At 67.2% G+C, this 26,344-nt stretch carries 22 protein-coding genes; 10 read left to right on the forward strand and 12 right to left on the reverse strand.

Features of this window, described 5'->3' with window-relative positions; translation table 11 throughout:
- Positions 1 to 172 precede the first annotated feature (172 nt).
- The gene (locus ABZ319_RS03910) at positions 173 to 3,052 is read right to left on the reverse strand and encodes an AAA family ATPase (protein WP_354984788.1); all 2,880 of its coding nucleotides are present in this window, start codon (positions 3,050 to 3,052) and stop codon (positions 173 to 175) included.
- Positions 3,053 to 3,244: 192 nt separating this feature from the next.
- Positions 3,245 to 5,275: an AMP-binding protein gene (locus ABZ319_RS03915; protein ID WP_354984789.1), complete on the reverse strand. Its 2,031-nt coding sequence runs from the start codon at positions 5,273 to 5,275 to the stop codon at positions 3,245 to 3,247.
- Positions 5,276 to 5,634: 359 nt separating this feature from the next.
- Between ABZ319_RS03915 and ABZ319_RS03920 the strand changes: the two genes are divergently transcribed.
- Positions 5,635 to 7,347 (forward strand): ABC transporter ATP-binding protein, encoded by a 1,713-nt coding sequence (locus tag ABZ319_RS03920; protein ID WP_354984790.1) that lies wholly within the window; start codon positions 5,635 to 5,637, stop codon positions 7,345 to 7,347.
- Positions 7,344 to 9,095 (forward strand): ABC transporter ATP-binding protein, encoded by a 1,752-nt coding sequence (locus ABZ319_RS03925; RefSeq protein WP_354984791.1) that lies wholly within the window; start codon positions 7,344 to 7,346, stop codon positions 9,093 to 9,095. Before ABZ319_RS03920 ends, ABZ319_RS03925 begins: the two co-directional genes overlap by 4 nt.
- Positions 9,096 to 9,239: 144 nt before the next feature.
- On the opposite strand, the gene ABZ319_RS03930 is transcribed toward ABZ319_RS03925, so the two are convergent.
- Positions 9,240 to 9,701 (reverse strand): hypothetical protein, encoded by a 462-nt coding sequence (locus ABZ319_RS03930; RefSeq protein ID WP_354984792.1) that lies wholly within the window; start codon positions 9,699 to 9,701, stop codon positions 9,240 to 9,242.
- A gap of 648 nt (positions 9,702 to 10,349) precedes the next feature.
- Here ABZ319_RS03930 and ABZ319_RS03935 point away from each other — a divergent pair.
- Both ABZ319_RS03935 and ABZ319_RS03940 read left to right on the forward strand, forming a co-directional pair.
- Positions 10,350 to 10,634 (forward strand): hypothetical protein, encoded by a 285-nt coding sequence (locus ABZ319_RS03935; protein WP_354984793.1) that lies wholly within the window; start codon positions 10,350 to 10,352, stop codon positions 10,632 to 10,634.
- A gap of 651 nt (positions 10,635 to 11,285) precedes the next feature.
- Complete coding sequence (locus ABZ319_RS03940) at positions 11,286 to 11,717, forward strand: hypothetical protein (protein ID WP_354984794.1); 432 nt, start codon at positions 11,286 to 11,288, stop codon at positions 11,715 to 11,717.
- A 130-nt stretch (positions 11,718 to 11,847) separates the two neighbouring features.
- Here the strand turns inward: ABZ319_RS03940 and ABZ319_RS03945 are convergent, their stop codons facing one another.
- From ABZ319_RS03945 to ABZ319_RS03965, 5 genes are all read right to left on the reverse strand, one after another.
- Entirely contained in the window at positions 11,848 to 12,858 is a 1,011-nt protein-coding gene (locus tag ABZ319_RS03945) for a helix-turn-helix domain-containing protein (protein ID WP_354984795.1), read from the reverse strand.
- A gap of 90 nt (positions 12,859 to 12,948) precedes the next feature.
- Complete coding sequence (locus tag ABZ319_RS03950) at positions 12,949 to 13,749, reverse strand: alpha/beta hydrolase (protein WP_354984796.1); 801 nt, start codon at positions 13,747 to 13,749, stop codon at positions 12,949 to 12,951.
- A 5-nt stretch (positions 13,750 to 13,754) separates the two neighbouring features.
- On the reverse strand, positions 13,755 to 14,579 hold the full coding sequence (locus ABZ319_RS03955) for an alpha/beta hydrolase (protein WP_354984797.1): 825 nt from the start codon (positions 14,577 to 14,579) through the stop codon (positions 13,755 to 13,757).
- 22 nt (positions 14,580 to 14,601) lie between these two features.
- Positions 14,602 to 15,429: an alpha/beta hydrolase gene (locus tag ABZ319_RS03960; RefSeq protein WP_354984798.1), complete on the reverse strand. Its 828-nt coding sequence runs from the start codon at positions 15,427 to 15,429 to the stop codon at positions 14,602 to 14,604.
- Between the two features lie 120 nt (positions 15,430 to 15,549).
- Positions 15,550 to 16,200: a TetR/AcrR family transcriptional regulator gene (locus ABZ319_RS03965; protein WP_354984799.1), complete on the reverse strand. Its 651-nt coding sequence runs from the start codon at positions 16,198 to 16,200 to the stop codon at positions 15,550 to 15,552.
- A gap of 226 nt (positions 16,201 to 16,426) precedes the next feature.
- Between ABZ319_RS03965 and ABZ319_RS03970 the strand changes: the two genes are divergently transcribed.
- Positions 16,427 to 17,080, forward strand: coding sequence for a TetR/AcrR family transcriptional regulator (locus ABZ319_RS03970; RefSeq protein ID WP_354984800.1), 654 nt, complete (start codon positions 16,427 to 16,429; stop codon positions 17,078 to 17,080).
- Between the two features lie 49 nt (positions 17,081 to 17,129).
- Here ABZ319_RS03970 and ABZ319_RS03975 read toward each other — a convergent pair whose 3' ends face one another.
- Together ABZ319_RS03975 and ABZ319_RS03980 are read right to left on the reverse strand one after the other, a co-directional pair.
- The gene (locus ABZ319_RS03975) at positions 17,130 to 18,710 is read right to left on the reverse strand and encodes an NAD(P)/FAD-dependent oxidoreductase (RefSeq protein WP_354984801.1); all 1,581 of its coding nucleotides are present in this window, start codon (positions 18,708 to 18,710) and stop codon (positions 17,130 to 17,132) included.
- Positions 18,703 to 19,464: a hypothetical protein gene (locus ABZ319_RS03980; RefSeq protein ID WP_354984802.1), complete on the reverse strand. Its 762-nt coding sequence runs from the start codon at positions 19,462 to 19,464 to the stop codon at positions 18,703 to 18,705. The genes ABZ319_RS03975 and ABZ319_RS03980 overlap by 8 nt, the downstream gene beginning before the upstream one ends.
- Before the next feature lie 435 nt (positions 19,465 to 19,899).
- On the opposite strand from ABZ319_RS03980, the gene ABZ319_RS03985 reads away from it, so the two are divergent.
- The 4 genes from ABZ319_RS03985 (at position 19,900) to ABZ319_RS04000 (ending at position 24,593) form a co-directional block, all read left to right on the forward strand.
- Complete coding sequence (locus ABZ319_RS03985; protein WP_354984803.1) at positions 19,900 to 21,537, forward strand: NAD(P)/FAD-dependent oxidoreductase; 1,638 nt, start codon at positions 19,900 to 19,902, stop codon at positions 21,535 to 21,537.
- A gap of 63 nt (positions 21,538 to 21,600) precedes the next feature.
- Positions 21,601 to 22,509, forward strand: coding sequence for an SDR family NAD(P)-dependent oxidoreductase (locus tag ABZ319_RS03990; protein WP_354984804.1), 909 nt, complete (start codon positions 21,601 to 21,603; stop codon positions 22,507 to 22,509).
- Positions 22,510 to 22,768: 259 nt separating this feature from the next.
- Positions 22,769 to 23,488 carry a hypothetical protein gene (locus tag ABZ319_RS03995; RefSeq protein ID WP_354984805.1) on the forward strand — a complete coding sequence of 240 codons (720 nt, stop codon included), beginning with the start codon at positions 22,769 to 22,771 and terminating at the stop codon, positions 23,486 to 23,488.
- Positions 23,489 to 23,888: 400 nt separating this feature from the next.
- A complete protein-coding gene (locus ABZ319_RS04000; protein ID WP_354984806.1) occupies positions 23,889 to 24,593 on the forward strand; it encodes an SMI1/KNR4 family protein in 705 nt (234 codons plus the stop codon).
- A gap of 60 nt (positions 24,594 to 24,653) precedes the next feature.
- On the opposite strand, the gene ABZ319_RS04005 is transcribed toward ABZ319_RS04000, so the two are convergent.
- Positions 24,654 to 25,139 carry a hypothetical protein gene (locus ABZ319_RS04005; protein WP_354984807.1) on the reverse strand — a complete coding sequence of 162 codons (486 nt, stop codon included), beginning with the start codon at positions 25,137 to 25,139 and terminating at the stop codon, positions 24,654 to 24,656.
- Between the two features lie 158 nt (positions 25,140 to 25,297).
- Here ABZ319_RS04005 and ABZ319_RS04010 point away from each other — a divergent pair, with 158 nt between their 5' ends.
- The gene (locus ABZ319_RS04010) at positions 25,298 to 25,666 is read left to right on the forward strand and encodes a hypothetical protein (protein ID WP_354984808.1); all 369 of its coding nucleotides are present in this window, start codon (positions 25,298 to 25,300) and stop codon (positions 25,664 to 25,666) included.
- A 112-nt stretch (positions 25,667 to 25,778) separates the two neighbouring features.
- Here ABZ319_RS04010 and ABZ319_RS04015 read toward each other — a convergent pair whose 3' ends face one another.
- Positions 25,779 to 26,141, reverse strand: a complete 363-nt coding sequence (locus tag ABZ319_RS04015) for a hypothetical protein (RefSeq protein ID WP_354984809.1) — start codon at positions 26,139 to 26,141, stop codon at positions 25,779 to 25,781.
- Positions 26,142 to 26,344 lie beyond the last annotated feature (203 nt).

Consider the following 26,344-nt stretch of genomic DNA (forward strand, 5'->3'; position numbering starts at 1 on the left):
CACACGGGTGCGTTCCGTCGCCGGAAGTAGGCGAGTTGCTGCTCGACTCGCCATATTTCGCCGTCTGCCCGGACCACGACCGAGCGGTATCCCGAGCGCGTCGACCAGGATCGCCACGTGGCATACGCGATTCTCGCCGAGGGTTGACGGCGCACGGGTGGCCGACCGGGACTCACCCCCGGCTCGGTTCGGTCGCGGCGAGGTGTTCGCGCAACTGCCTGCGCGAGGAGATTCCGAGTTTGCGGAAGATCTTGCGCAGGTGGTAGTCGACGGTGTTGGGGCTGATGAACAGGGTGGCGGCTATCTCGGCGTTCGTGGCTCCCGCGGCGGCGAGGGTGGTCACCTGTGATTCCTGAACCGTCAGATGGATTCTCGGGATGAGCTGGCCGGGCGTGGCGAGCTGCTCGCCCAGCGCCGCCAGCTCGCGCTGGGCGCGGTCTGCGAACATGGTGATGCCGGTGGCGGTGAAACCGTCACGTGCGCGGCGCAATTGGCTGCCCGCGTCCTTCCGGCGGCGCTTTCGGCGAAGCCATTCGCCGTAGAGCAGGTGGGTGCGGTACAGGTCTCCGGGGGTGTCCGTGGTGGCGAGGGCCGCCAGGGCGGAGTGGAAATGCGCCTCGGCGGCGGGGGTTTCGTCGATGAGGGCACGGCAGCGGCTGCTGATGCCGGCGGCCCAGGCGGACCCGGTGGCCTCGGCGATAGCCGTGAGTTCGGCGGTCACCGCCGCCGCTTCCGCGAGATGCCCGCTGCGCACCGCGGCCTCCACGTGCTCGGGCAGGAAACGCGGACCGGTTTGCAGGAAAGCGTTCTCCCGCAAGCTCTTCAGCCGCTGATAGGCGGAATCGTAGCGGCCGTCGGCCAGATCGCGCACGGCCAGGCCGTGTGTGGTGCCCGAGTGCACGCCCGCCAGGCCCACCGACAGCATGGCCGCGGCGAGCTGCTCCACGTCCTCGTACCGCGCACCGGTCCAGGCCAGGTATCCGCCGTTGATGACGTGCTCGGCGGGATAGCCCATGGCCCTGCGGGTTTCACGAAGTCGCTCGATCGTGCGCTCGGCGGCGTGCAGATCGCCGCGATCCACGTCGGTCATCGAATGGGTCCACAGGTAGGTGTCCAGGGATTTGAGCGCGCCGCGCGCCACCGCGACGCGTTCGCCCTGGGCGAGATGGCGGTCGCGGGCGCGCTCGTCCCACAGCGCGGTCGTGAGCGCGACACCGGCGGTGCCGAACAACAGGATCCGGGCGTCGTCCAGGTCCGCGATGGCCGCCACCGCGGCGCGCATCGGCGCGACGGCCTCCGGGAACGGGTCGAGAATGAGCGCTGCCAGGCCGTTCAGGACGGTCGGGACCACACCGGCGCCGGTGGTGGCGGCCGCGCGCAGCAGCCGGCCCAGTTCCGTCGCGGTCGTACCGCGCACGAGTCTTTCGACCGGCAGCAGAGCGTCGAACGCGCGCAGCAGGGCGAGCTGTTCGCGATGCGGGTCGTGACCGTGGAACAGCTCGGCGGCCTGTTTGAGGTGGTAGGGGGCCAGCGGCATCTGCTGCTCGTCGATCAGGAAGATGGCCAGCGACGCGCGCACCATCAGGCGTCGCCCCGCCATCACCGGGTCTTCGCCGGGAGCCGCGGCGCCCGCGGTCCCCGCGCGGATGTTCGAGTCGCCGCCATTCGCGGCTGCGGAAGCGCTCGATTCGCCTATGTGGTGACTACCGGAACTCGGTGCCGCACACGCAGAGTCATCGATCCGTTCCAGCAGGTCCAGGGCCAGATAGCCCGCACCCGCCTCGGCCGCCGCTTCGGCCGCGCCGAGCAGGTGTTCGTGCCGCACGACGGGGTCGGTGGTGAGTTCGGCCGCCTTGCCGAGCAGGCTGGTCCGGGAGATCAGGCCGCCGCGCTGCGCGGCGCGCTCGGCCGCCGCGACCAGCAGTGCGGCGACCGCGTCGTCGTGTCGTGGGGCGGCTTCGGCGGCGTGCCAGGCGTGCACGTCGTCGAGCCCGCGCCGGGCGGCGGCCGCGGCCAGGGCGGCGTGGACGCGGCGGCGGTCGGCGGCCGGGGCCGCGCCGTACACCGCCGCTCGAATCAGCGGATGCCGGAAGCGCGCCGCGCCGTCGACGATCACCAGTCCCGCCGAATCGGCTGCCTCCCCCGCACTTTCGGGGACGCCGAGCGCGCCCGCGGCCGCGTCGACCAACCGCAGGTCGCCGGTGGCCTCGGCGGCGGCGATCAGCAACCAGTCCTGGGTGGTGGGCGGCAGGTCGCGGACCTGTCGCCGGTAGAGCTGTTCGAGGCGGTGGCCCGCGCCCCTCGGATGGGGGGCGAAGGAAGAATCCGCGAGCTGCCTGGCGTCGAAATCGTGAGCGAGATCGGTCAGGGCCAAAGGATTTCCGCCGACTTCGGCGACGATGTCGGCGGCGATCAGCGGATCGAAGCGCACGCCGAGGCGGGCGGTGAGCAGTTCTATCGCCGTCGCGCGCTCGAGTTCGGCGACCGGGTGGACCGCGATGCCGCCCAGGTGCATGTCCAATTCGGTGTCGGGCCGGGACGCGAACAGCACCAGCACCGCGTCCGCGTGCAGGCGGCGGGCCGCGAAACCCAAGGCGTCCAGCGATTCCCGGTCCACCCACTGCGCGTCGTCGATGGCGCACAGCACCGGGCGGCCGCGCGCGGCCAGCGCGAACAGCCCGAGCAGCGCCTGGCCGACGAGAAAGCGATTCGGCACCGGCCCGCCGCGGTGCCCGATCGCCACCAGCAGTGCTTCCCGATGATGCGCGGGCAGCTCGGTCAGCGGGGCGTCGGCGCGCGCCAGCAACCGCTGCACCCCGGCGTAGGGCAGGGCCTGCTCGACCTCGAACCCGTCCGCGCGCAGCACGCGAAACCCGTTGGCGCGCTCGATCGCCGCCTCCACGAGCGCGGTCTTCCCGATCCCCGGCTCCCCCACCAGCCGCAACGCCTGCCCGACCCGGTTCCGGGCCGCGCCGACGCGGGCGCTCAACTCCTCGAGCTCGGCGACTCGACCCACCAGCACCGACTTGTCGCCGCTCACGACGAAGCCCATTCACCACGCTGTCGGACAGCAGGCACACCTGGAACGAACATCAACGCTCCCTCTCCTGCCACAGACCCGGGGTAGGGAGCTTAATCCGATTCGGGCGGTGCGCTGTGCCCGGAGTGCACCGGTTTTGGCCCGATCGTGCACAGTCCCGCGGAGCGGGCAGGGCAGGCTCACGAGGACCCGCGCGGGCAGCGGTCAGTGGGCGGGCTGGACCGGGGCGAGCAGGCGTTTGAGGACCTTGCCGGTCTCCCCGCGCGGAAGGGTGGGCAGGAAGACGATGTCGCGGGGCACGCTGAAGCGGCTCAGGCGATGGCGGATGTAGGTGCGGATCATATGGGGATCGAGGTCGGAGCCTTCGCGCTTGACGATGTAGGCGGCCAGGCGCTGGCCGAAATCGAGGTCGGGGACGCCGATCACGGCGACCTCGCTGATCTGCGGCAGGTGCGACAGCGCCTCCTCGACGGGACGGGGGAAGACGTTCTCGCCGCCGGAGATGATCATCTCGTCGTCGCGGCCGGCGATGAACAGCCGGCCGGTGGCATCGAGGTAGCCCAGGTCACCGGTGTCGAGCAGACCGCGGGATTCGTCGGGCGGAGGGCAGTTGACGTAGCCGTCGAACAGCATGTGGTTGCCCACGTAGATGCGTCCCACCGCGCCGATCGCGACGGGGCGGCGCTCCTTGTCCAGCACGGCGATTCGGGTGCCGAGCGGCGGTCGTCCGGCGGTGGTCGGGGACACGCGCAGGTCGTCCGGGGTGGCGATGGTGGCCCAGGAGACCTCGGTCGAACCGTAGGTGTTGTAGAGGATATCGCCGAAGGCATCCATGAAACGCAGCACGGTGATGCCCGCCAGGGGTGCGCCGCAGCTGGCGACCACCCGCAGGCTCGAGATGTCATAGGCGGCGCGGACCTCGGGCGGGAGGTCCAGAATGCGCTGGACCATGGTGGGAACCACGATGAGGGTGCTCGCGCGATGTTCGGCGATCTGGCGCAGGCAGTCCTCGGCGTCGAATCGGCTCGACAGCACGACGGTCGCGCGCAGCGCGGTGCTCAGTTGCAGCGCCGCCAGGCCCCAGGTGTGGAACAGCGGGGCGGGGATGACCATGGTTTCGTTCATGCGCAGGGGAATTCGGGACAGCAGGGCCGCGACCGTGGCGAACCCGCGCGGATGCGGACGGCGCGCGCCCTTGGGGGTTCCGCTGGTGCCGGAGGTGAGCACGACCAACCGTCCTCGACGGGAGGAGGCGCGGAAACCGTTGTGCTTCTGGGCGATCAGCTGGCCCGTCGTTCCGTCCACCACGTCCGGATCGGTGCGGTAGCGGTCGATGTCGGTGTGCAGGTGCTGGACCAGCGGATCGAGTTCCTCGTCGACGAACAGCGCCGTGAGCCGATGCCGCTGCACGATGTTCTCGATGACCCGGCCCGAGAGCCCGGCGTTGAGCAGGAAGACGTCCACGCCGAGTTTGCCTGCCGCGACCATGGTTTCGATCATCTCGGCGTGATTGCGGGTCAGCAGCCCGATCGCGTCGCCGGGGCCCAGCCCGCGCGCGGACATCGCGCCCGCCAGCGCCCGGCTGCGCTCGTGCATCTCCCGGAACGTCCGCACCCCGCGATCGTCCACCACCGCCGCCCGGCCGGGGGCGTAGGCCGCGGCCGCGGCGTAGCCGCCCGCCAGGTTGAACCCCCACTTGGCCAGGCCGCCGATCTGCTTGACCGAACGCAGCGGCCGCAGCGGGCGCACCACACCGGTCGAGACGATCTGCCCGGCCACTTGCGCGCGCTGTCGCAGCGGCCGGTTCTCGCCGTTGACCACGGTCGAGGTGTGCGCGCCGGAGATCAGCTCGACCATCCGGCCCAATCCGGCTTCGACCCAGGCGATCACGTCGTCATTGGACAGCTCGGCCACCGCCGGGTGGATCCGTGCGGCCGCCAGGAACGTCATGGTGAGCCGGGTCGTCTCGTCGAGCCTGCGCACCCGGACGCTGACCAGCGCGCCGCTGTCGGCGCACCGCAGCTGCAGTCCGCCGTGCCGGTCGGCAGCGAAGGCCGCGCGCCGGGTGTGCACGCCCGATTCGGCCGTACCGATGCGCAGCAGCCACGTCGTGCCCGCGATCGGGGTCTCGAGCTGCTCACAGGCCCCGATCCCCACGAAGACCCGCGAATAGAGCTGCGGATCGACGAGCAAACTCCGGATCACCTCCGGCTCGACCGGCAAATCGATTGTCATATCGAAGATTTCGGTGACCACTTGTTCCCGGCCGTTCTACGAAAGCACCTTGCGTGCGGGTCGGGACGGCCGTCCACCCGGACAGGGGAGGCGCCGTCGAACTCCGAAGATCGACGGTATCAGCGGGATCGGCCGGGTAGCAGGGATGTGGGGCGAAATTGTGGTTAGTCCCAGTGGAGGTGGCTGACTTCTGAACTGCTGCACGAAAATCGGGTACCACGTGCCGTGCCGTCCGCGCCTGCGTGCCACGGAAGGACGCACCCGACTGCGCTGGTGCGAGCGTTTCGGTAGCGGTGGCCCCGCCTCAGCGGTGATCCGCACGATCAGGGGGCGCCCGGCCACATGCCTACAGTGAAGGGGTGGCTGACGCTTTTCTCGTTCCGGGTCCGCGAGATGTAGCCGGGCCGGGGCGGTTTCTGTGGTGGTTGGTCGTCAGCCAGAAATGGCGGATCGCGCTGGGGGCGGCCTTGGGCACGATATGGATGGTGTCGCTCGCGGTGCCGCCCTACGTCTTGTCTCGCGCGATCGACGATGGGCTGGTGGGCGGCGATGCGAACGCGCTCGCGCTGTGGGCCGCAGCGGGGTTCGCTGTCGCCGTCGCGATCGCTGGTTCCGGCATCGCCCGGCATCGGGTCATGACCAAGGTCCGCATGGATGCCGCCGACCGTGTCATCCGGGTGACCGTGCACCGCAGCGTATCTCTCGGCAACTCGCTGGCGCGCACGCTGGGTGCGGGCGAGGTCACCACCATCGGCACGGCCGATATGCAGGTCATCGCCCAGTCGCTGACGATCACCGGCCCCGGTGTCGGCGCGGTGATCGCCTATCTCGTCGTCGCCGTGGTGCTGCTGTCGATCTCGCCGCTGCTGGCACTGGTCGTGCTGGCCGGGGTTCCGTTGATCATCGGCGCCATCGTGCCGTTGCTGCACCGGATCCAGCAGCGCGGCAAGGGGTATCGGGAGGATCAGGGTGCTTTGACCGAGCGGCTCGCCGATATCCTCACCGGGCTGCGGGTGCTCAACGGACTGGGTGGCAAGCAGCGGTACGCGGCTCGCTTCCACCGTGAGTCGCGGGCGCTGATCGCGAAGGGCGAGCATGTGGGTGCCGTGGCCAGCTGGGTCGACGCCCTCGCCGCCGGCCTGCCGATGCTGTTTCTGGCGCTGGTCACCTGGCTGGCAGCCCGAATGACAGCAGCCCAGGCGATCAGCGTCGGTGATCTGGTCGCCATCTACGGCTATACCGCCATGCTGGTCGTGCCTGTTGGATTCCTCATCGAAGGCGGCAGCGGGATCGCTCGCGCCCGGATTTCGGCCGCCCGGGTGGTCCAGCTGTTGCGGCTGAGCAACGAGCACGATACCGAGGGAACCAGCGATGCACCGGAATCGGCTGCGGTGCTGCGGGATCCGGACTCCTGCGTGGCGGTGGAGCCGGGACTGCTCACCGCGCTCGCATGCGCCACACCGGCCGATGGTGTCGTGATCGTCGACCGGCTCGGCCGGTTCGCGCTCTCCGATGCGCGCTGGGGCAACGCCCGGCTCGATGCGGTGGAACTCGACTCGGTCCGCGCACGAATTCTGGTTGCCGACAATGACTCCCACCTGTTCGCCGGATCGGTGCGCGAGATCGTCGCGGGTCGGCACCACTGCGATGACGAGCGGATCCGTGTGGCCATCCATACGGCGGCGGCCGACGACATCGTCGCCGCGCTGCCACGGGGCCTGGACGCCGTTGTCGGACCCGATGGTCACAACCTGTCCGGCGGGCAGCGGCAGCGGCTCCGGCTCGCCCGCGCCCTGTATGCGGCGCCCGAGGTGCTGCTCGCGGTCGAACCGACCTCCGCGGTGGACGCACACACCGAGGCACGGATCGTGACCCGATTGGTCACGGCTCGCCGCGGCGCGACCACCGTGCTCGCCAGCACCTCACCGACGGTGTTGCATCGCGCCCACCGGGTGTACTACGTGGTCGACGGGCGGGTAGCCGCCACCGGCACCCATCGACGGTTGCTCGATACCGAGCCGGGCTATCACCGCCTCGTCACGCGCGGCACCGCGTCCCCGGCACTGCGATGACCACCGTGCTTCCGGTCGCCACCGCGGCCGGCGTCCGGCGTGCCGCCTGGCGGGAAATATACTCTGACCGTTGGCTTTTCAGTGGTGCGATGGTCGTGAACATGCTCGCAGCCGGGGCCGGGCTGCTGATGCCGCTGCTGCTCGGGCGCATCGTCGACGCGGTCACCGATACGCCCGAGCACGCGGCGCTCGCTACCGTGGATCGGCTCGCCCTGGCGATCCTGGTCGTGACGGTGGCCCACATCGTGCTGCTGCGTTACGCGCAACTGCTGTGTTATCGCTTCGGCGAGCGCGCGGCCGCCCGAATCCGCGAGCGCTTCCTCGACCGCACGCTCGCACTACCCGGCTCCATGGTCGAGCATGCGACCACCGGGGATCTGATCACCCGGGGTACCGCGGACGTGAACGCCGTCGTCCTCATGTTGCGCAGCATGGCGCCCCAGCTCTTCCTGGCGGCGGTTCAGCTGCTTTTTCTCATGGTCGCGGTGTTGCTGCTCGATCCGATGCTCGGTGGTTCGGGACTGGCCACGTTGACCGTCGCCGTCTTCGCATTGCGTTCCTACCTGCGCCGGGCCGAGGCCGCCTATCTGTGGCAGGCCATGTCCGCCGGACAGGTCAACGAGGCGGTCATAACCACCGTCCAGGGAGCGCGAACCGTCGAGGCACTCGGGATGGACCGATCACGTATCCGGTTAGCGGATTCCACCATCGCGGCGAGCAGGCAGGCACGTCTGTCGACCCTGCGGTTGCGCACCCGACTGTTTCCGGTGGTGGAGATCGCCTGCGCGCTACCGGTGGTCGGCGTGCTGGTGCTCGGTGGCTGGTTGCACCGCAACGACATGATCGCCCTGGGTACCGTCGTAGCTGCGGCGCTCTACCTGCAACGGCTGATCGATCCGCTGAACTTGTTCATGATGTGGCTGGACCAGATCCAAAGCGCCACGGCCGCGTTCGCCCGGATCGAGGGCGTCGCGCTGGCGCGATCACCGGGAGCCGATCCGGTTTCCTCGGCAGCCACCGAACCCGCTGATGCCCGAATCGTCTGCGCCGATGTGCATTTCGCCTACGGCAGCGGGAGGGAAGTCCTGAAGGGCATCGACCTCGATATCCGGCCCGGGGAACGGATCGCCATCGTCGGGCCATCCGGTGCGGGCAAATCCACCCTCGGCCGGCTACTGGCGGGACTCGACGCACCCGGCCGCGGTTCGATCACCGTCGGCGGCGTGCCGATCGCCGAGCTCGCGCCGGACCGGCTGCGCCGTCAGGTCATCCTGGTCACCCAGGAACACCACATCTTCCGGGACACCCTGCGTGAGAACCTGCGCCTGGCCGCCCCGGCCGCCACCGACGCCGAGTTGACCGCCGCCCTGTCGGCAGTCGGTGCGAGCTGGGCCACGGAGCTGCCGGACTATCCCGATACCCTGCTCGACGGCCGGCATCAGCTCGATGATGCTCGGGCACAGCAACTCTCGCTGGCTCGCGTGCTACTGGCCGATCCGCACACACTGATCCTGGACGAGGCCACCGCGATGCTCGACCCGACCACCGCCCGCGATACCGAACGCGGCCTGGCCGCCATCCTGTCCGGCCGAACGGTGATCGCCGTCGCCCACCGCCTGCAAACCGCACACGACGCCGACCGGATCGCGGTCATGGAAGACGGCCGCATCGTCGAGCTCGGCACCCACACCGAGCTACTCGCCCGCCGGGGCAGCTACGCCTCCCTCTGGCGCGCGTGGCACGGGTGAGAGCCGTGGCTGCGGCGGATGCGGTTTCCTCGACGAGGTTGCCTTGTCGAGCACGCTCCTCTGCCGCCTACAAGGTCGTTCGGACAGGTGATGCCGCGGCCGGCCGAACGCACTGACATGCCGAGTTCAGTGCAACTCTGATAGCTAGAGGCGGCGGCGTCGCCACCATCGACCGCTGGGCTGGGGTTGCGTGGAGTCAGGAGTGGCTGACAGTTGCGGGCGTAGCTTTTCGGCCATGTCATAGACGTTGGCTGGAGTGACTTTCCAGCGCTTCGTTGATTTGTACTCGAAGTCGATGGTGATCTCCTCATCGGAGCGCGACACTTGGATCACACAGAGCTTCCAGTCCCGTTTCCCGGGCTCAGACATTGCCGCACGGAGGTCCACAGCGCGGTTGAGCACATCAATGCCACCTGGTCTGGCCGCCTGCCAGAGGCCGTCGTCTGCATAGGCGTAGCCGTACATAGATCTGCCGCGGTCGAGATCGACAACCAGAGTGAATGCGTTCCAGGGGGTGTCGTGGTACTCGGAATCGCCAAGGATGAGCTCGCCGATCGCAATGAGAATCTCGGAAGCGTCTTCGATCTCGAAGGCTGGATCGATCATGAGTGAAAGCTCCCCGCGCAAAGTTCTTCAACGGTCTGACGCCGCCGCGATTCCAGTCGCAGCCTAGCCGCAGAGCGTCCTCCGCAACGTACTCACATGCCGCATACCGCGCTGACCGAACCGGTCAGCGCTACCCGGCTGGCGGCCATAGCAACTACAGCCAAGGACATCGCTCTTGCCTGCGGACTCGGGCGGCTTCCTGTTCGAGTTGAGTCTGGTTCGGTCGAGACAAACGTCTCATTCCACCGACGGAGTTGCGGTAGTTGTCGGCCTCCTTGCGGTGAATTCGGCCAGACCAGCGAGACAGATAACCTCTCCGTCCCTCGGCGTGATAACGAACGTAAAGAGGCTGATCCGCAACTCGTCTCGGAGGAGCGACGACCCGGGCAGCAGGGCGGGTGGGTTTGAGCGAGCCGAGAGGTGGCCTGTTCACGGGATTCGAGTCTTTTCTCGCGCCGGAGCCGTCTGAAGTAAGCACAGTCCCGCAGAGCGGGCGGGGCCGGTCCCCCTGCTGCTTACCCTTCGGCCGGCCAGGACCTGGCCCTGACAGCAAGTGCCCAACCAGCCGATGAGCGAGTACAGAAGGATAAGGGCTAGCCCTAGTTCCTTTGACGCGAGAGGATGAGGCCGGGAGAACGGGGAGCGCGGATGGCCGGGGAGTACGACTGGGATGAAGATGTGTATCTCCGGTTGTTGACGAGTGAACGTCGGAGTTATGCCTGGGTTATGGAGCGATACGGAGGGCTGACGTCAGCGGAGGCCGAGGCCCGAGCTGTCGCCTTCTATTACTACGAGGCACCCGATGAAGAGTGTCGCGGTCTGGTTTTCCACGATCAGGCTTGGCATTGGGCGATGGTGCATTTGCATGGCTACTACTGGCTGAATCACCCGGAGTGGTTGCAGCCGCCCGCGGAGTACGACGCTCTCGATTGACAGGGCGGCAGTCTGCGCTCACACCGAATCAACTGGCATTCGGGGATGCTCAGGCCTGAACTCGCACCGCACAGAGCGCGGGCGGCTCCAAAATTGGAGTCGCGGTTTGCTTGTCGGTGTTGTTCGCCGGCGCAGTCGGGACCTGGTCCCAAATGCGATCGCCGCCGTGCGCGAGACCTTGCAGGAGCCGCGTCCCGAGATTCATGAGTGTGTGGATCTGATGCAGGAGCGATGGATCGAGCTAGGCAGACCGTAGCCCCAGACATCCGCACCGCTTGACCAAGCTGATCTGATCCGCGCCGCAGAAGGGACGGAAGATCGACCGACAGAGGCAATCTGGGGTCAGCGGAACGATCGTGGCTCGCGGACGTCGGGACGACCTAGGTGCCGGCCGGCGAACGCAGTGATCTTCCGAATGCGGGCGGGCTCTACTTATCGTGCACTATCGGCTCTTCCGTGCCGGTTTCCGCCAAATCTACTGCGATAGTGCACGATAATTGGCCCTCCGAACAGGCGCCGCCCATCCGAGACCGGAGACAACAATCCGACCCTCCGCGCTCGGAACGTCAGCGGCTGCCGCATACCACGCTGATGAGATCTGCGGGGCGTTCGATACTTGCCGCGTACCTGAACTGAGTGAAGGATCAACCGGTGATCAAGTCGTCGTGCTGCTCGGAAGCACCTGAAATTAACTCTGCGACAGTCGGTATCGCTCTCTTCCAATACGCCGAACTGGACTGCGCGGTCGGTGAGGATATTCGCGCTTACCTCTTCGTCTACGGAACCTACGACCCCTCGACCGGTTGGGCCGATTCGAAGAATGAAGAGGGACGGCCGTGGTGCAATTTCGGGCTCGAGCAGACGATCACCTCGATCGTCGACGGACTGTGGGAGGACTGGGAAGGCCATGTGGTGAACCTGCACTGGGAGCTGGACTCCGGCACACGGCTCGATGCGGAACGGCTCAACGTGACCCTGCCCACGCACGTACACGTGCCCGTCAGGCCAGATCCTCCGCGCTGGCTGGATCCGGACACATGGACGATCACTTTTGATGATCCACCGTTCCGACAGGTGCGATAGCTGCCCGAAAGTGGAAAGCCTCGGATGTTCGCTCGTGCCGCCGATCGCGCACGGCGAAGCGACTGGCCTGGAACCGCAGGCGGTAGGAGCGATGCCGATGGCCTGTCGCCGAGACGGCAGTCCAGGAGGTTCAGCTTCCCGGAGCGGAGAGGCTGCGCCACTCGCTCGGAGTCATGCCGTAGGCCTGGCGGAAGCGGCGGGTGAAGTGGGAGTGATCGCGGAAACCCCAGCGGGAGGCTATCGAACCGATCGAGCGGTGGTGGGCCAGGGGGCCGGACAGGTCGGCTTTCACCCGTTCCAGGCGTTGGGCGAGGATCCAGGTGGCCAGGGTGAAATCGGCCGCGGCGCAGATCTTGTAGAGGTAGCGGACCGACACCCCGTGGGCGCGGGCGATCGTGGCGGCGTCGAGGTTCGGATCGCCCAGGTGGTCGAGGGCGTAGGCGCGGATGCGGGGCAGCAGGGCCCGGGCGGGGACGATCGTGGCGTCCAGCTCGGGGCGGGCCGCCGAGAGCAGCAGGCCGCGAACGAGTTCCGTAGCGGCGGAACCGACGTACGCGGAGGACGCGTCGGCACTCAGGGCGTCGGCGGCGGCCGTCATCGCCAGGATGTGATCGACGAGCAGGGGGTAGATCGGGCTCTCGCGCACCAGCGGGGCCGCGGACCGCACCAGCTGGGCGGGCAGGTCCAGCCGGTCCAGCGGGACGTACAGGCAGGTGGACGTGCCGCGCCCGCTCCAGCGAAAGTCGTAGGGGGCGTTCAGATCCATGACGTGCAGGTTGTTCACCGGAACCAGCCGCTGCTCGCCGAACTGCTCGTACTCGCCCAGACCGCGCTGCTGGACCGCGATGGCGAGCATGGGCGCCTCGAAGCCCCGCACCTGACGTACGGTGCGCCGCAACCGGATTCCGGACATCTCGGCCCGGAAGATGCTCTCCGCGCCGAACTCCCACATCTCGAAGACCCCGTGCACCGCGCCGCCGGGATCCTCGTGCGCCACATGCGAGGGGACCGACGAGGTCTGCATGGCGTCGCAGACGGCGTCGGCGCGTTCGTGCGGCGCGAGCACCCGCGTATCGAAAACTATGGTCACGGCCGTGGCGACCGGTGTGGATCTGCTGACATGGTCAGCAGATTCTGACATCTTGGACCGATGTCCGGGTGACCTACCCGGCCGGTATCGGTGTCGGATTCGACACCGATACCGGCGGGTCACGCCTTCACCCGCGCGGCGTCATCGACTCGCGGTCACGGCGGCCTGGATGGTGTCGGCAACCACCGCGGGCTGCGAGACCAGCGACGCGTGCGAAGCGTCGATCTCGGTGGTCGCGCCGGGCGCGGCCCGCGACGCCATGAAACGCTGCGATGCCGCCGGGATCACCCGATCGTCCTTGGACAGCAGGTACCAGCTCGGCGTCGTGGCCCAGGACGGCTTCCCGCTGGGTTCGAGATTGGCCCACAGCGCCGCCGAGTTCTGGTGGTCGAACATGGTAGCGGCGGTGCTCGCGCTGACGTCCTGGGCGAAGATCTCGTGGAAGTACTCCTCCGCGATGAACCCGTCCACTCCCCCGGTGACCGGCTTCAATTGCAGTGCGGGCGGCAGGATTCGGCTGCCCGGGAACTGGATCGGGCTGAGCAGGCCCTGCACGAACTCGCCCTCGGCCGGGGCGAAGGCGGCGATGTAGACGTTCGCCTTGACCTTGTCGTCGTGGGTATTGGTGATGACCGCACCGCCGTAGGAGTGCCCGACCAGTACGACGGGGCCGTCGATGGTGTCGAGCACGCGCTGCACCGCCTGCGCGTCGTTGCCGGGTCCGCGCAGCGGATTGTCCACGGTCACCACGCGATAGCCGCGCTCGCGCAATTCCGCTACCACCCCGTCCCAGCTGGAGGCGTCGGCGAACGCGCCGTGCACCAGCACGACCGTGGGATCGGCGGGAGCCGCGGCGGCGGGTGCAAGCGGCGCGAGGCCCAACACCGCGGCCGCGAGCACGGCCACCAGCGGTCCGCGCCGCAATGGTTTACGAGAGGTCATGCCGTTCAGCCTTTCGCCGCGTTGCGCAGGGACCAGTCGAGTGCGTAGTCCGCGATCTCCTCCCACCCGTCCTGGCTGACCAGGCGGTGGGTGCGGCCCGCGAATTCCACGCGCTCGACGAGTGCGGTGCCCTTCGAGTACTTGGCCAGGGTCGCCTTCTGAATGGCGGGCGGCGCGACGTTGTCGATCTCACCGGAGATCAGCAGCAGCGGAGCGCGATCGGGCTTGGCGAAGTCGACGGCCGTGATGCCCTTCGGCCCCTTCGGCAGGGACAGCACGCCTTCGAAGAACACCCGGTTGGAGGAGTTGACCGCACTGGCCTCCCACTCGAGATCCGATGCGGCGCGACTCAGGTCGTTGCCGAAGGTGAAGTGGAAGTGCCCCTTGGAGATCGGGCTCGCGCCGTTGCGCCCGAACGGATTCGACAGAATCGGCAGGCCCGTGCGCAGCGTCGAGAACGGCAGGGTGAGGATGCCCGCGGGCTGACCCGGCGCGACACCGACAGCCGCGATGCCGTAACCGCGGTCGGCGAGCATCTGGGTGAAGATGCCACCGAACGAATGCCCCATGATGATGGGCTTTTCGGGCAGCGCCTCGATGATGCGGGCGTAGTTGTCGACGATCTGCACGATGCCGACGCCTTTCAGCCCGCTGGGGTCCTTGCGCACATCTGCCGGGGGCCGGTCGTCGATGCCGGGCCAGCCCGGGACGATGACCTGGTGGCCGCGTGCGCGGAAGCGGTTGGCCCAGGTATCCCAGCTGGACGGGGTCATCCAGAGCCCGTGGATGAGGACGATGGGCGGTTTTCCGGTGGAGGCGGGCTGAGTCATGGTGAAGTCCTTTTTTCGGTGGTCACGAACGGATGAAAGTGAGCAGGTCCTGGGACAGGCGCTGCTTCTCGGTGTCGGGCAGCGCGTGACCGGCGCCGGCGTAGACGATCAACTCGGCGCCGGCGACGAGCTTGGCCGAGCGCTGCCCGCCGACCTCGAACGGGACGATCTGATCGTCGTCGCCGTGGATGACCAGGGTCGGCACGTCGATACCGGCCAGATCGTCACGGAAATCGGTGGCCGAGAATGCCGCGATGCATTCGTAGGCGTTGCGGTGCCCGGAAGCCAGGCCCTGCAACCAGAAGGAATCCCGAATACCCTGCGGGACATCACCTCGCCGATTGTGACCGAAGAAGGGGCCGTCGGCGAGATCGCGATACAACTGTGATCGCGAGGCGCGCTCCCCCGCCCGGATGCCGTCGAACACCTCGATCGGCAGCCCCTCGGGATTGTCCTCGGTCCGCAGCATGAACGGCGGTACCGCCGAGACCAGCACGAGCTTGGCGACCCGCCCCGACCCGTGCCTGCCGACGTACCGGGTGATCTCCCCGCCGCCGGTGGAATGCCCGACCAGCGTGACCCCGGTCAGGTCCAGTGCGTCGAGCAGCGTCGCGAGATCGTCCGCGTAGGTGTTCATCTCGTTCCCGGTCCAGGTCTGCGTGGACCGCCCGTGCCCGCGCCGGTCGTGCGCGATGACCCGGCACCCGTGCTCGGCGAGATAGAGCGCCTGGCTCTCCCACGCGTCGGAGTTCAACGGCCACCCGTGGCTCAACAGCACGGGCTGCCCGTCCGCCGGGCCCCAGTCCTTGTAGAAGATCCGGGTCCCGTCCTCGGTGATCACATGGCTCATGGCGGAGAGTCCTTCGGTCGGCGGCAACGCGCTACCCACCGAAGATCCCGCACCCCCGCCCACCCCGGACCACGTGATCCGGATAGTCACGTCCCACGCGGCGCTGTTTCGCGGTGTGCGTCAGTCCGTGGGTCGGCCGACCTCGCGTACCGCAGCGCCCAGGCGGTCGAGCCAGAACTCCATTGTGGCCGTGAGCACTTCGACCGACTTGTCGATCTCCATCACGCCGGCCACGTGGCCGACCGCCAAGCCGACGCCGGTGCTCAGGACCCCGCGCACGGCGCTGTCCACCAGCGGGCCGGTCACGTCCGCGCCCTCGGGCAGGTGTTCCAGGAACAGGGCCCGCCCGGACTCGACTATCCGCTCGACCGCCTCGATCGTGATGTCCCGCTGACCCGGATCGCGGATCACGCTGATCGCGTACTCCGCCGCCAGGATCATCGGGGCGCGATTGTTGGCCATTTCGGTGGCCCACCACGAGCTGATCGCGTCGCGACGCTGATCGAGGGTGCCGTCACCGGCGGCGATCGCGGTGACGAGCCGGGACAGCGAGGAATTCCCCCAGCCGCGCAGCACTTCCAGGCAGAGCGCTTCCTTGCTCTCGAAATTGCTGTACACCGCGCCGATCGTGCGACCGGCCTCCGCGGCGATCGCGGCCAGTGAGGTCGCGAAATAGCCGTTGGCGTAGAACAGGATCTCCGCGGCCTCGATCAACTCGTCGCGCGTGCGCGCCTGACTCTCCGCACGGGTCAGCACCTTACGAGCGGCCATCCGATCCTCCGATGTCCTCCGCCGGCGAGCAGTCCAGCACGTGGGTCAGCATTTCGAGTACCGAGACTATCCGGTTCTGTGCAGATGCCCAATTGCCGGTCGCCAAGGGCTGACCCTTCACCAAATTCGCATGGTATTACTATTTACATAGCTATATTATCCAAGTGATGCTGATCCTCGGTCCCGAGCCGGGATCGCACCACGGACAGCGGGAGGTCGGCCGCCGATGGCGACGCGAAGAGTTCTCACCCGCGCCGAAAGCCAGGCGCGGACCCGGGAAGACCTGCTGGACGCCGCCGAACAGCTCTTCTTCGCCGACGGCTATCACGCCACCTCCATCGCGGCCATCGCGGCCGAGGCGGGCCGCACCATCGGCGCGCTGTACAGCAATTTCGACAACAAGGAGGCGCTCTGCGTCGAGGTCATCCAGCGAGGCCTGGTGCGCGAGCTGGCAAAGCTGATGCCGATGCTCGTCGCGGCACCGGAGGATATGGAATCGCGTCTCGAGGTGCTCTCGCGCTGGTGGGCGCGGTCGTCCACCGACACCGCGCTGCTCATCCTCGGCGCGGAGTATCTGATCATCGTCATGCGCGATACCGCGCAGCGGGACGACACCGCGAACATGATCCGGCGCGTCATCGAATCCGGTCGCGTGCTGTTGGAAGACTTTCTGCCGGTGAGCATTCCGCCGAATGATCCATTGACGGAATCCGCGGTGCGCGCGATCTTCGCGACCGGGGCCGGGCTGATCCTCGGCTCGGCCGGTGAGTCGATCACCGCCGACGAATCCGCACAACTGCTCGCCGAGACGATCCGGCTGTGGATGCGCCGGTTGCTGGAGCAGGCCGCGGCGGTGAGCGTCGCCGGCGAGACTGCCTGAGGTCATGACTCGGCCCCGGCGGCAGGAAACCGCCGGGGCCGAGTCGATGTCAAAATCCGCCGGGCACCGCGTTCACGGCCTCGCCGGGCGTACTCGCGGACACCGATTTCCCTGTCTCGTAACGGTAATCATCCAGCGGAAACTTGCGGGTGCGCCGTCGGGCCGCGAAAAAGCTCTCCGGCCGGATGTAGGTGCTGTCCCCCTGCGAATTGCGGTAGTACGTCGGCACGTGACCGTTCAGTTCGCACAGGTAGTAGCGCACGCCTTCGGCGCGCCGGTGTACCGAACGGTGGTACTCCGCAGCCGCTTCCGCGCGCACCTCGCAGACATCGGCGCCGCGCCGCCTGGTCTCGCCGATGGCGCGGATCGCGTGATCGGCGGTCGTCTCCACGAAGGCGTGCCAGCTGGTGCCGCTCCAGGAGTACGGGCCGACCAGCGTCCATCGATTCGGCAGCCCGGGCACCGACACGCTCTGGTACGCCTGCAGGCCGTGCTCGCGGTAGAACGTCGCGAGGTCGAATCCGTCGCGGCCGACAATCGTTCCTGGAAGGTAGGTTTCGGGATCGGAGAACACCTCGTAGCCGGTCGCCAGGATGAGCACGTCCAGCGGGCGCGCGACGCCGTCGCGGGTCGTCACGCCGTCGGCGGTGACCTCCGCGATCGGCTCGGTGACCAGCGAGACATTGTCCCGGTTGTAGGCCGGCAGATAGCCGCTCGACAGGGTCGGGCGTTTCGCCAGCACGCCGAAGTCCGGGCTCAGTTTCGCGGCCGTCGCAGGGTCTTTCACGACGAATCCGACGTACCGGCGATAGCCCGCGATCAGCCACGCGTCGAATCTGCTCGCGGCGTTACGGAACAGCCCGATCGGCGAATTCGCGACCAGGCGCAGCATGAGATCGACTGCGACGAAGGCGATTCCATTGATGAACGCCGATACGCCCGGTATCGCCAGCGCCGCCTTCATGACCCGCGGCACCACGAAGTCCGGCTTGGGCACCGACCACACCGGGGTCCGCTGGAAGACCGTGAGGGCGCCGACCTCGGCGGCGATCGCCGGAATGATCTGCACCGCACTGGCTCCCGTGCCGATGATGCCGACCGACTTGCCGGTCAGGTCGTAGTCGCCGTCCCAGGACGTCGGCCGTTGCACCTTGCCCCGGAAGGAATCCGCGCCCGGGATGCCGACGTCGCCCTTGGGCCGGACGAACGCGCCGATCGCGCTGATGACGAACCGCGCCGTGACCTCGGTGCCGTCCCCGAGATGCAGTACCCAGCAGCGTGATTCGCCGTCCCACATCTCGCGTTCGACGTTGCTGTTGAACCTGGTGCGCTCGTAGAGGCCGTACTTGCGGGCCACGTCGGCGTGATATCGCTGCACCTCGGGGCCGTACGCGAAGAAACGGGACCATCCGGCGTTGCGTTCGAACGAGTACTGATAGGTGGTCGAGGGCACGTCCACGGCGATGCCGGGGTAGTTGTTCTCGCGCCAGCTGCCGCCTACGTCCTCGGCGCGTTCGAGGATCACGAAGTCGTCGATCCCGGCCATCCTGAGTTTGGTGCCGGCGGCGATGCCACCGGGACCCGCGCCGATCACGGCGACTTCGTACTGCGGGCGGGTCGTGTCACCCATTGGCGACCACCTCCGACACCGGGGCGGACAGGTATGTGCCCGAAGCGATTTCCGGTGCGGCGGCCGCGATCGAGCTCGCGCGATCACGCGCCCAGTCCACGAATTCCCATGCGACGGTGCCCGCGACCCACAGCACCGGGCACAGCACACCGGCGAAGGCGCCGATCATTCCGTTCTCGCCGTTGAGCGGACCCGACAGCGTGAACACGCCGGTGATCGTGCAGATGTCGACGAGGATCACCGCGACGCACAGGCGGTTGAACCAGCGCGGGAACAGGCCCGAACGACGCGAGATCAGCAGGGCCGCAAGGGCGAACGGCACCCACACCGGCCCGAGCAGCGCCGCCGAGGCAAGGGCGACGATGTGCAGGGCGTGGATGATGGAATCCGGTGAGTTGCCCGACAGCAGCACCGTGGCCGCGAAAATGCCGGACTCGGCGAAGAACAGGCCCAGCACCAGGATCTCGCTGAAGATCGCGGACCAGGTGTAGACGCGATTGCGGCTGGTGTCCGCGGCCCACAGGGTGCCGATGAACGCCGCCGACCAGACCCCGCCCAGGACGAACATCAGCGCAAGGCCGGCCGAGACCACGCGAAGCAGGGTGTTGTATTTCTCGTAGAACTCGACGGTCCCGGCGATATCCGAGCCCTCGGGCATGATGTAGATCAATACCAGGGCCGTCACGACGAGGATGGCCACGCTGACGGCCGCGACCGAGGCGTACCAGAGCCTGATGTAAGCGGGCTTGGTCATCCCCAGTGCGAGCCGGTCGAACAGTCCCCCCGCGAGCGTGGGCGTCGCTGGGTGCCGACCGGAATCCAGCTGCCGAGTAGAGCCTTGCGCCATTGCAGAACCTCCTCTTTCCGGACCGCATGGAACGCTGTCCGAAGTATTCAGATAGCCACATTATCTAGATATCTTCACCACGACAAGGCTTGCCAATGCGGCATCCACACCCACAGAGCCGCCTCCGAATCACACTCCGCGAGCGAGCGTCCGGAGCGCTTGACCAGGCAGGAGCCCCTTTAAGGTCTTCAAGGATTCTATGAACATCCAGATTGCGTCACTATCCCAATAGGTTTAATATCCGTTTCAGGGTGATGCGCATCAGCCGAGCCGCCGCGCTCGCGACGCCGGAATCGACCGGTCGCGGGCAGGGATCGAAGACGATCGACAGGAGTCGGAAACATGGGTTCGAATACCGGGAAGCGCGTGCCCGCCACACCACTACCGGAGCTGGAAGCCGTCGTGGTCGGCGCGGGTGTCGGCGGCATAGCCGCGGGCTGCCAGCTGCGGCGCGCGGGCATCGACGACTTCGTGATCCTGGACCGGCGCGGCGATTTCAGCGGCACCTGGATCGCCAACACCTACCCCGGGGTCGCGCTCGACGTGCCCTCGACCTCGTACGAATTCACCTTCGCCCCGAACGAATGGTCCCGGGTGTTCGCGCCCGGCGCGGAGGTGCGCGAGTACTGCCGGCGCGTGGCGCGCGAGCACGGCCTGTACGAGCGCTCCCGGTTCGGGGTCTCGGTCGAGCGCGAGGTGTGGGATGACGAAAATGGTTTCTGGACACTGTATTTGGACGACGGCAGCACGCTCACCGCCCGGTATGTGCTCAATGCCACCGGGTTCTTCCTGGAGCCGCGCTCGAACTCCGGCATCCCGGATGTCGAGAAGTACCGGGGCAAGCTGATGCTCTCGGCCGGATGGGATCACTCCTACGACTACGCGGGCAAGCGGGTCGCGGTGATCGGCACCGGCGCCAGTTCGATGCAGATCGTGCCGTCGCTCGCGCCGGAAGTCGCGCAGCTCGACGTCTACCAGCGCACCGCGACCTGGTGTTTTCCCAAGCCGGACTTCGCATTCGGCCGGATCGGGCAGGCGCTCATGCGTTCCAAGCGTTTCCACACTTTGGCCTACATGGCCAATTGGTATGCGTACCAAGCGATTGTCGTCGCGGCCGAGCGGCTGCCCAAGCGGGCCGCGCTGGCGCTGCTGACCGGTGCCGAGGCGGCGCTGCGGGTGGCCTACCGCGCGTATCTGCGCTTCCTGGTGAAGGATTCGCAGGCCCGCGCGGCGCTGGTGCCCCGCCACGGCATCATGGCGAACATGCCGACCTTCGGCCGCGGGTTCCTGCAGACCTTCGGCCGGGAGAACGGCACGCTGCTGACCACCCCGATCGAACGCTTCACCGAGCGGGGCATCCGTACCACCGACGGGGTCGAGCGCGCCTACGACATGATCGTGCTGGCCACCGGGTTCAACGTCGCCTCGGACCCGGAGTCCTTCCCGGTCGGCGCGGTCACCGGCCGCGACGGTCTGGATCTGGGTGAGTTCTACCGCGCGAACGGCATGCAGGCGTACGCGGGCGTCACCATGCCGCGGCTGCCCAATCGCTGGTTCCTGTACGGGCCCTACGGCTGGAGCGGTGTGACCTGGATGAGCATGATGGAGAACTCCGGACTGCACATCGCCCGCGTCATCACCGAGGCCCGGGCGCGCGGCGCGCAGATCGCCGAGGTGACCCCCGCCGCGCACGACGCCTGGCATCGGGCCATGATCACCAGTCCGTTCACCGTCGTCGCGCAGGAGTATCTGGTCGAGCGGCAGGTCAAGAAGCACAACGTGCGCAGCTACTTCTCCAATGCCCGGGGTGAGGCGCCGATTCTGCGGCCGTCCCGGGGATTTCGGAACTCGCTGTGGGACCACAGCGAAACCTTCGATCCGCGGGCGGATTACACCTTCCGGTCGGTCGTGGGATCGGCCGAGGTCGCGGATCCGGGCGATACGGCTGTGACCGAGCCCGCACCCGCTGCCGCCAAGTAGCGGTTTCGCCGTCGGGCCCTGTGCCGCGACATGCCTTACCAGACAATCGAATTGGAACCGATCATGAGAATTCCGTTCAGCGGACCCGTGGCGAACAAGCGGGGACGGGTCGTCGTCGTCACCGGGGCGGGCAGCGGCATCGGCCGCGCCATAGCGCTGCGCCAGGCCGCCGCGGGCGACATCGTCATCGCGACAGACATCGACCTCGCCGCGGCCGAGCAGACCGTCGCGCTCGCAGCCGGCGCCTGTCACGCCTACGCGCTCGACGTCCGCGATCCCGAGCGGTGGGCGTCGGTCACCGAGAGTGTGATCTCTCGCGTGGGGGTGCCCGACATTCTGGTCAACAATGCCGGTATCGCGGTGGGCGGTGCGTTCTTCGACCAGACACCGCGGGACTGGGAGAACGTCATGGCGATCAACGTGCACGGCGTCGTGCACGGCAGCCGGGTCGTCGGCGCGAAGATGGTGGCGAGCGGGCGACCCGGTCACATCGTGGTGATCGCCTCGGGCGCGGCCTGGACCCCGAATCGGGTGGCGCCGTCCTACTCCGCGTCCAAGGCCGCCGCGCTCATGGTGGCCGAGTCGCTGCGAACCGACCTCGCGCCCAGGAACATCGGCGTCAGCGCGGTGTGCCCCGGCGTCACCCGCACTCGGCTCGCCGCCAACGCCACCCTGGCCAGTGGCCGGGACACCGCCGCGGCCGAGGAGTTCCGCGCGCACTTCGCCGATGCCCAGTCCCGCTACAGTTTCGCGACCCCGGACATGGTCGCGCGCGCGGTGCAACGCGCGATCCGCTTCAATCTCGCGGTCGTCCCGGTGAATTTCGACGCGACCGCGGCCTGGGTGCTGCACCGGCTGTCGCCGGGTCTGCTGCGCGCGATCTGTTCGATTCCGACCATGGAGTTGGCGCAGAGCGGTGCGAGCCTGGCGTTCGAGCGGCTGCCGGCCCGGCTGTCGTTCCACCGCGATTAGAGCGCGGTTACCGCGCTCCCGGGGGGAGCCGGCGGGCGGTGCCCGAACAGTTCCGGCCACCGGCAGCCCGAAACCGGGTAGGAGTACCCCGCCTGCAATGGTCACATCGCATCGGGATGCTGCACGAATTGCACTGCGCCACAAACTGTTCAATGCTGGCGACTACCCTCTCAGGCCCTCGCGCGGATGGTGCTTGCGGTACATCTATCGCTGTCCGTGGCCGTTCAGGTCAGCGCGGTGCCTGGTTTACGGTCGGCTCATGGTGTTTCTGTCGCTGCTGCTGGTGATGCCGATGCTGTGCTGGACACTCGCAGCCGAGACCCGATCCGGCCGGGTTGTCGGCCTGTCCGTGCTCGCGGTCCTGGCTCTCGCACAACTGACAGCGGCGATGGGGTGGCTCGGGGCTGACTGTCGGATCACCGCCGGGGTCGCACTGACAGCGGTGGTCATGATCGTGCTGATCGTCGCGCCGGTCCTCGACACGGCCGTCACAGCTCCCACAGATCCGAAGACGCGGGCCCGCATACTCATCGGCCGTATCTCGATCGCGTGCTACTGCGTGCTGACCGGCCTTGCCCTGCTCGCGGCGTCGGTCATGATCGGCATCTCGGGCAGGCCCGCGTGGGTTCCCGCCACCGATGCGCTCGGGCCGATGCCCGCTGGGCTGTCCGTCAGCGAGACCGCCGACCTGGGTTGCACGCCACGATCGTCCGCGAGCAGTTGCGACCGTGAGTTCGTGATCACCGGCACGGCCACCACCCCGGACCTCACCTCCGCGCAGATCCGCGACCACCTCGAAAGCACCGCCGGCTGGGCTTTCACATCCACTACCTCGTCCGCACGAGGCGAGCGCGACTCCTACCGAGGTGCCTGCCAGCTCCGTGGCTGGGGACTCGACCGCTACACCACCTGTATGTGGATATCGGTCCGCGATCCGGACAAGGTCATCGTGCATCTGAGCTACCAGGACAACTGGTAACGCGGGTATGACCCAGTCGAACGCCGTGCTCGCGCCGAACGAGTGTGCTGGGCTCGGCGTGGCTGCCTGTGCTCCAGGTGGGTGGGACTACGGCGTGGGCGTTTCGGTGCGGCTGATGGTGCGGGGGAACTCGAGGGCGGCCAGTTTTTCGGGTTGCGGATGCCGTAGCCGCTGACGATCCGGTCGTCGGCGATGTCGAACACGCCGCCGATCACAACCACTTTGGTGATGGCATTGAAATCAGTCATGCCCTCCAGACACGCCGCGACGTTCAGATCTGACACGAAGTGACGACCGTCACGTTCTGTGGCCCGCCACGGGAGCCGGTGAGGTCCGTGCGGCATGCGGCAAGACAGGATGAGTGCGCCGAACCGTCTCGAGCGCTTGCTATCTTGCAGCTGTGGATGCGATCACGCTGTTCGAAGAGTACGTCGATTGGCTTCGCGTCAACGTGCCCTTGGCGTTCGAGAACTTGGCTCCTCCCGCCAGCCGGGCCGAGATCGATGAGCTGGAAAAGGCACTGGGCCAGCGTCTTCCGGATGATGTGAAGGCCGTTCTCGCCATGCACAACGGTCAGTTGTCGACCGACATCGCTACGGGTGGCGAGGGCGCGGTGCCGTGCATACCTACCCTCTCTTTCCTGTCGACGCGTCTGATCGAGCAATGCTGGTCGTCCTGGATCGCTGTACGTGAGGGCAGTGAGATCGAGCAGCTTCAGGCTTTCGGGGCTGTCATGGCGGGCGCTGAGGGACGAGTGAAGCCTCTCTACACCTCTGCGGGCTGGATTCCGCTGTGGTCGGACACTTCGCGCTCGGACTACATCGGCCTGGATCTCGATCCGGATCATGCGGGAGTTCCGGGGCAGATCATCAACTTCGGTCGGGACGAGGAGCGGCATTTCGTTTGCGCGGAGAGCTTCACCGATCTGCTGAGCTTTCTCCTCGACGAGGTCCGGTCGGGACGGTGGCCGGCCTCGACAGTCGTGGAAGGTGAAGACGACGATGATCCTGGTGACGAGTCCGAGTCGTATCCGTGGTTCGGGCTGCCCGGCGAGCACTTTTTCAATGCGCTCCACGCCCGCAGTGATCCGCTCACTGCCGGTTGACGAGGGAGGGTCAGCGAGCCGGTGCCGCACACCGCGTTTCAGCGCTATCGAAGTGCCGGACTAGCGGGTGGTCCATCGTGTGTAGGAGTTGTCCGGGGCGATCGTGAACGAGTCGGCCAGGTTCCAATAGGCCAGCGCCGCAATGATTCCGTAGAGGACGCCTAGCACGACGATCGGCGCGGCTGCCCATAGGAGGGAACGGCGGGCTGGAGTGAGGCTCCGAGCCGGGTCCCGCCACCAGCGGGCAGCGCCCAGGGCGAGGATCACCATTACCGCGAGCATTACGGATTCGGCGAGTGACCAGTCGGCGTGGGCCGGATTCTCGAACATCGTCAGGTAGTGGCCGTAGACATCCGCGCTGACAGCGGTACCGATCAACCGAATGGTCACCATCGCCGAGAGCTGGGCCGCCATCGAGCCTGCCAGACTGAACAGAGCCCCCATCGCGGGGCCGAGAATAGCTGCACCACAGGCAGATACGATCAGTTCTCCGCGATCGGGGCGACGGAACGGTGCGGCCTTCACCAGCAGACCGGCGAAGGTCACCGCAACGCCCACCCCAGCCGCGAGCGGTGCGACCAGCAAGGGAATGTGGACCGTCCCCGAACCCGACGCAGCCGCCTTTCACGACCAACGCCCGATATCGCCAGCTGCCATTGGATATTCGGTTGCCACCCGTGTCCACTCCCCGGCACGATGCTCGCGTGAACGACACCGCCGCACCGGGGTCAGCGGAGCGAATACGTTGTTGCTTGGTGCTGTCACTCGTGCTGCTTCCTCTGCTGACGGGCTGTAGCCATTCGCATGACGGCTACTTCGAGAATCTGTGCGACAAGCCGCTCACGATCCGTACGTTCTACTACGAATCGGGTAGCACCGAAGCCAAGGCTGAGGACATCATCGCAACAGCGGTCATTCAGCCGCTCGCGGTGACAAAAGTGCAGCGCGCATTTCAAGACGCGGCTGGGTTTACCTGGTGGGTGCAGGTTTCCGGGCAACCCGAGTTCACAATCAGCAAGGACGCGATGCCGGAGTGGAAGGTGTCGATCCCGGTCAGCGCCTGCGACAGTTGAGTTCCACGGTGACGCACGAATACGTTCAGCCACAAGGGTTCTCGATAGCGCCAGTCGTGCACTAGCTCGAACATCGATCGATGGTACGAGAATGCGTTCGGCTGCTAGGTTCTCACCATCGCCACTGGACGGTGCGGTCGGCGATGAAGTCGAGGGAATACACACGATGTGTGATCCCGTCTCGGGTCTGGATTGTCCAGTCCCCGCCCGTGCACCAATCGACGTCGGACTGGGTCACGTCATGACGAGCCAATTCGGCACTACATACCTCGGCGTACGCAGCGTCGTCCTCGGGAAGGTCATCCTCGTTCCAGAACCATTGAAGGTATCTCGCGACCCGCTCCGAGCGTTCACCCCGCTCGAGATCAAAATCCTCGACCAGCCCAGTAGCCCAGGGTGTCTCATACCCATACCTGGTGATCAGAGCGACAAGTTCTTGATCTCGGGACAACTGCATAGGCGTGCGCAGATCCATCGGACCAGGCTAGTTGAACTACTTTGTCCTATGACGGTTGGCGAACGCTCATCGGTGTGGTCTCAATGGGTTAGCGCAACACTGGTTTTGTTCAGTTGAACGAGGTGATGTGTGATGACCAGAACTCCGTTGTCCGAGGCCGAGGTGGAGGAAGTCTGGCGGCGATGGAAGTCCGGTCAGGCAGTGAAGGTCCTGGCCAGACA

It is taken from the genome of Nocardia sp. NPDC005978 (genome assembly GCF_040614455.1).
In the GTDB taxonomy this organism is placed as follows: domain Bacteria; phylum Actinomycetota; class Actinomycetes; order Mycobacteriales; family Mycobacteriaceae; genus Nocardia.

What these genes read in the sequence shown, in the direction of transcription:
- ABZ319_RS03965 (WP_354984799.1), bottom strand. Translation starts at nt 16,200, where the DNA reads ATGGCCGCTCGTAAGGTGCTGACCCGTGCGGAGAGTCAGGCGCGCACG.
- ABZ319_RS03945 (WP_354984795.1), bottom strand. Translation starts at nt 12,858, where the DNA reads ATGTCAGAATCTGCTGACCATGTCAGCAGATCCACACCGGTCGCCACG.
- ABZ319_RS03960 (WP_354984798.1), bottom strand. Translation starts at nt 15,429, where the DNA reads ATGAGCCATGTGATCACCGAGGACGGGACCCGGATCTTCTACAAGGAC.
- ABZ319_RS03955 (WP_354984797.1), bottom strand. Translation starts at nt 14,579, where the DNA reads ATGACTCAGCCCGCCTCCACCGGAAAACCGCCCATCGTCCTCATCCAC.
- ABZ319_RS03975 (WP_354984801.1), bottom strand. Translation starts at nt 18,710, where the DNA reads ATGGGTGACACGACCCGCCCGCAGTACGAAGTCGCCGTGATCGGCGCG.
- ABZ319_RS03995 (WP_354984805.1), top strand. Translation starts at nt 22,769, where the DNA reads ATGGTGTTTCTGTCGCTGCTGCTGGTGATGCCGATGCTGTGCTGGACA.
- ABZ319_RS03935 (WP_354984793.1), top strand. Translation starts at nt 10,350, where the DNA reads ATGGCCGGGGAGTACGACTGGGATGAAGATGTGTATCTCCGGTTGTTG.
- ABZ319_RS03925 (WP_354984791.1), top strand. Translation starts at nt 7,344, where the DNA reads ATGACCACCGTGCTTCCGGTCGCCACCGCGGCCGGCGTCCGGCGTGCC.
- ABZ319_RS03950 (WP_354984796.1), bottom strand. Translation starts at nt 13,749, where the DNA reads ATGACCTCTCGTAAACCATTGCGGCGCGGACCGCTGGTGGCCGTGCTC.
- ABZ319_RS03990 (WP_354984804.1), top strand. Translation starts at nt 21,601, where the DNA reads ATGAGAATTCCGTTCAGCGGACCCGTGGCGAACAAGCGGGGACGGGTC.
- ABZ319_RS03980 (WP_354984802.1), bottom strand. Translation starts at nt 19,464, where the DNA reads ATGACCAAGCCCGCTTACATCAGGCTCTGGTACGCCTCGGTCGCGGCC.
- ABZ319_RS03915 (WP_354984789.1), bottom strand. Translation starts at nt 5,275, where the DNA reads ATGACAATCGATTTGCCGGTCGAGCCGGAGGTGATCCGGAGTTTGCTC.
- ABZ319_RS04015 (WP_354984809.1), bottom strand. Translation starts at nt 26,141, where the DNA reads ATGGATCTGCGCACGCCTATGCAGTTGTCCCGAGATCAAGAACTTGTC.
- ABZ319_RS03910 (WP_354984788.1), bottom strand. Translation starts at nt 3,052, where the DNA reads ATGGGCTTCGTCGTGAGCGGCGACAAGTCGGTGCTGGTGGGTCGAGTC.
- ABZ319_RS03985 (WP_354984803.1), top strand. Translation starts at nt 19,900, where the DNA reads ATGGGTTCGAATACCGGGAAGCGCGTGCCCGCCACACCACTACCGGAG.
- ABZ319_RS03970 (WP_354984800.1), top strand. Translation starts at nt 16,427, where the DNA reads ATGGCGACGCGAAGAGTTCTCACCCGCGCCGAAAGCCAGGCGCGGACC.
- ABZ319_RS03930 (WP_354984792.1), bottom strand. Translation starts at nt 9,701, where the DNA reads ATGATCGATCCAGCCTTCGAGATCGAAGACGCTTCCGAGATTCTCATT.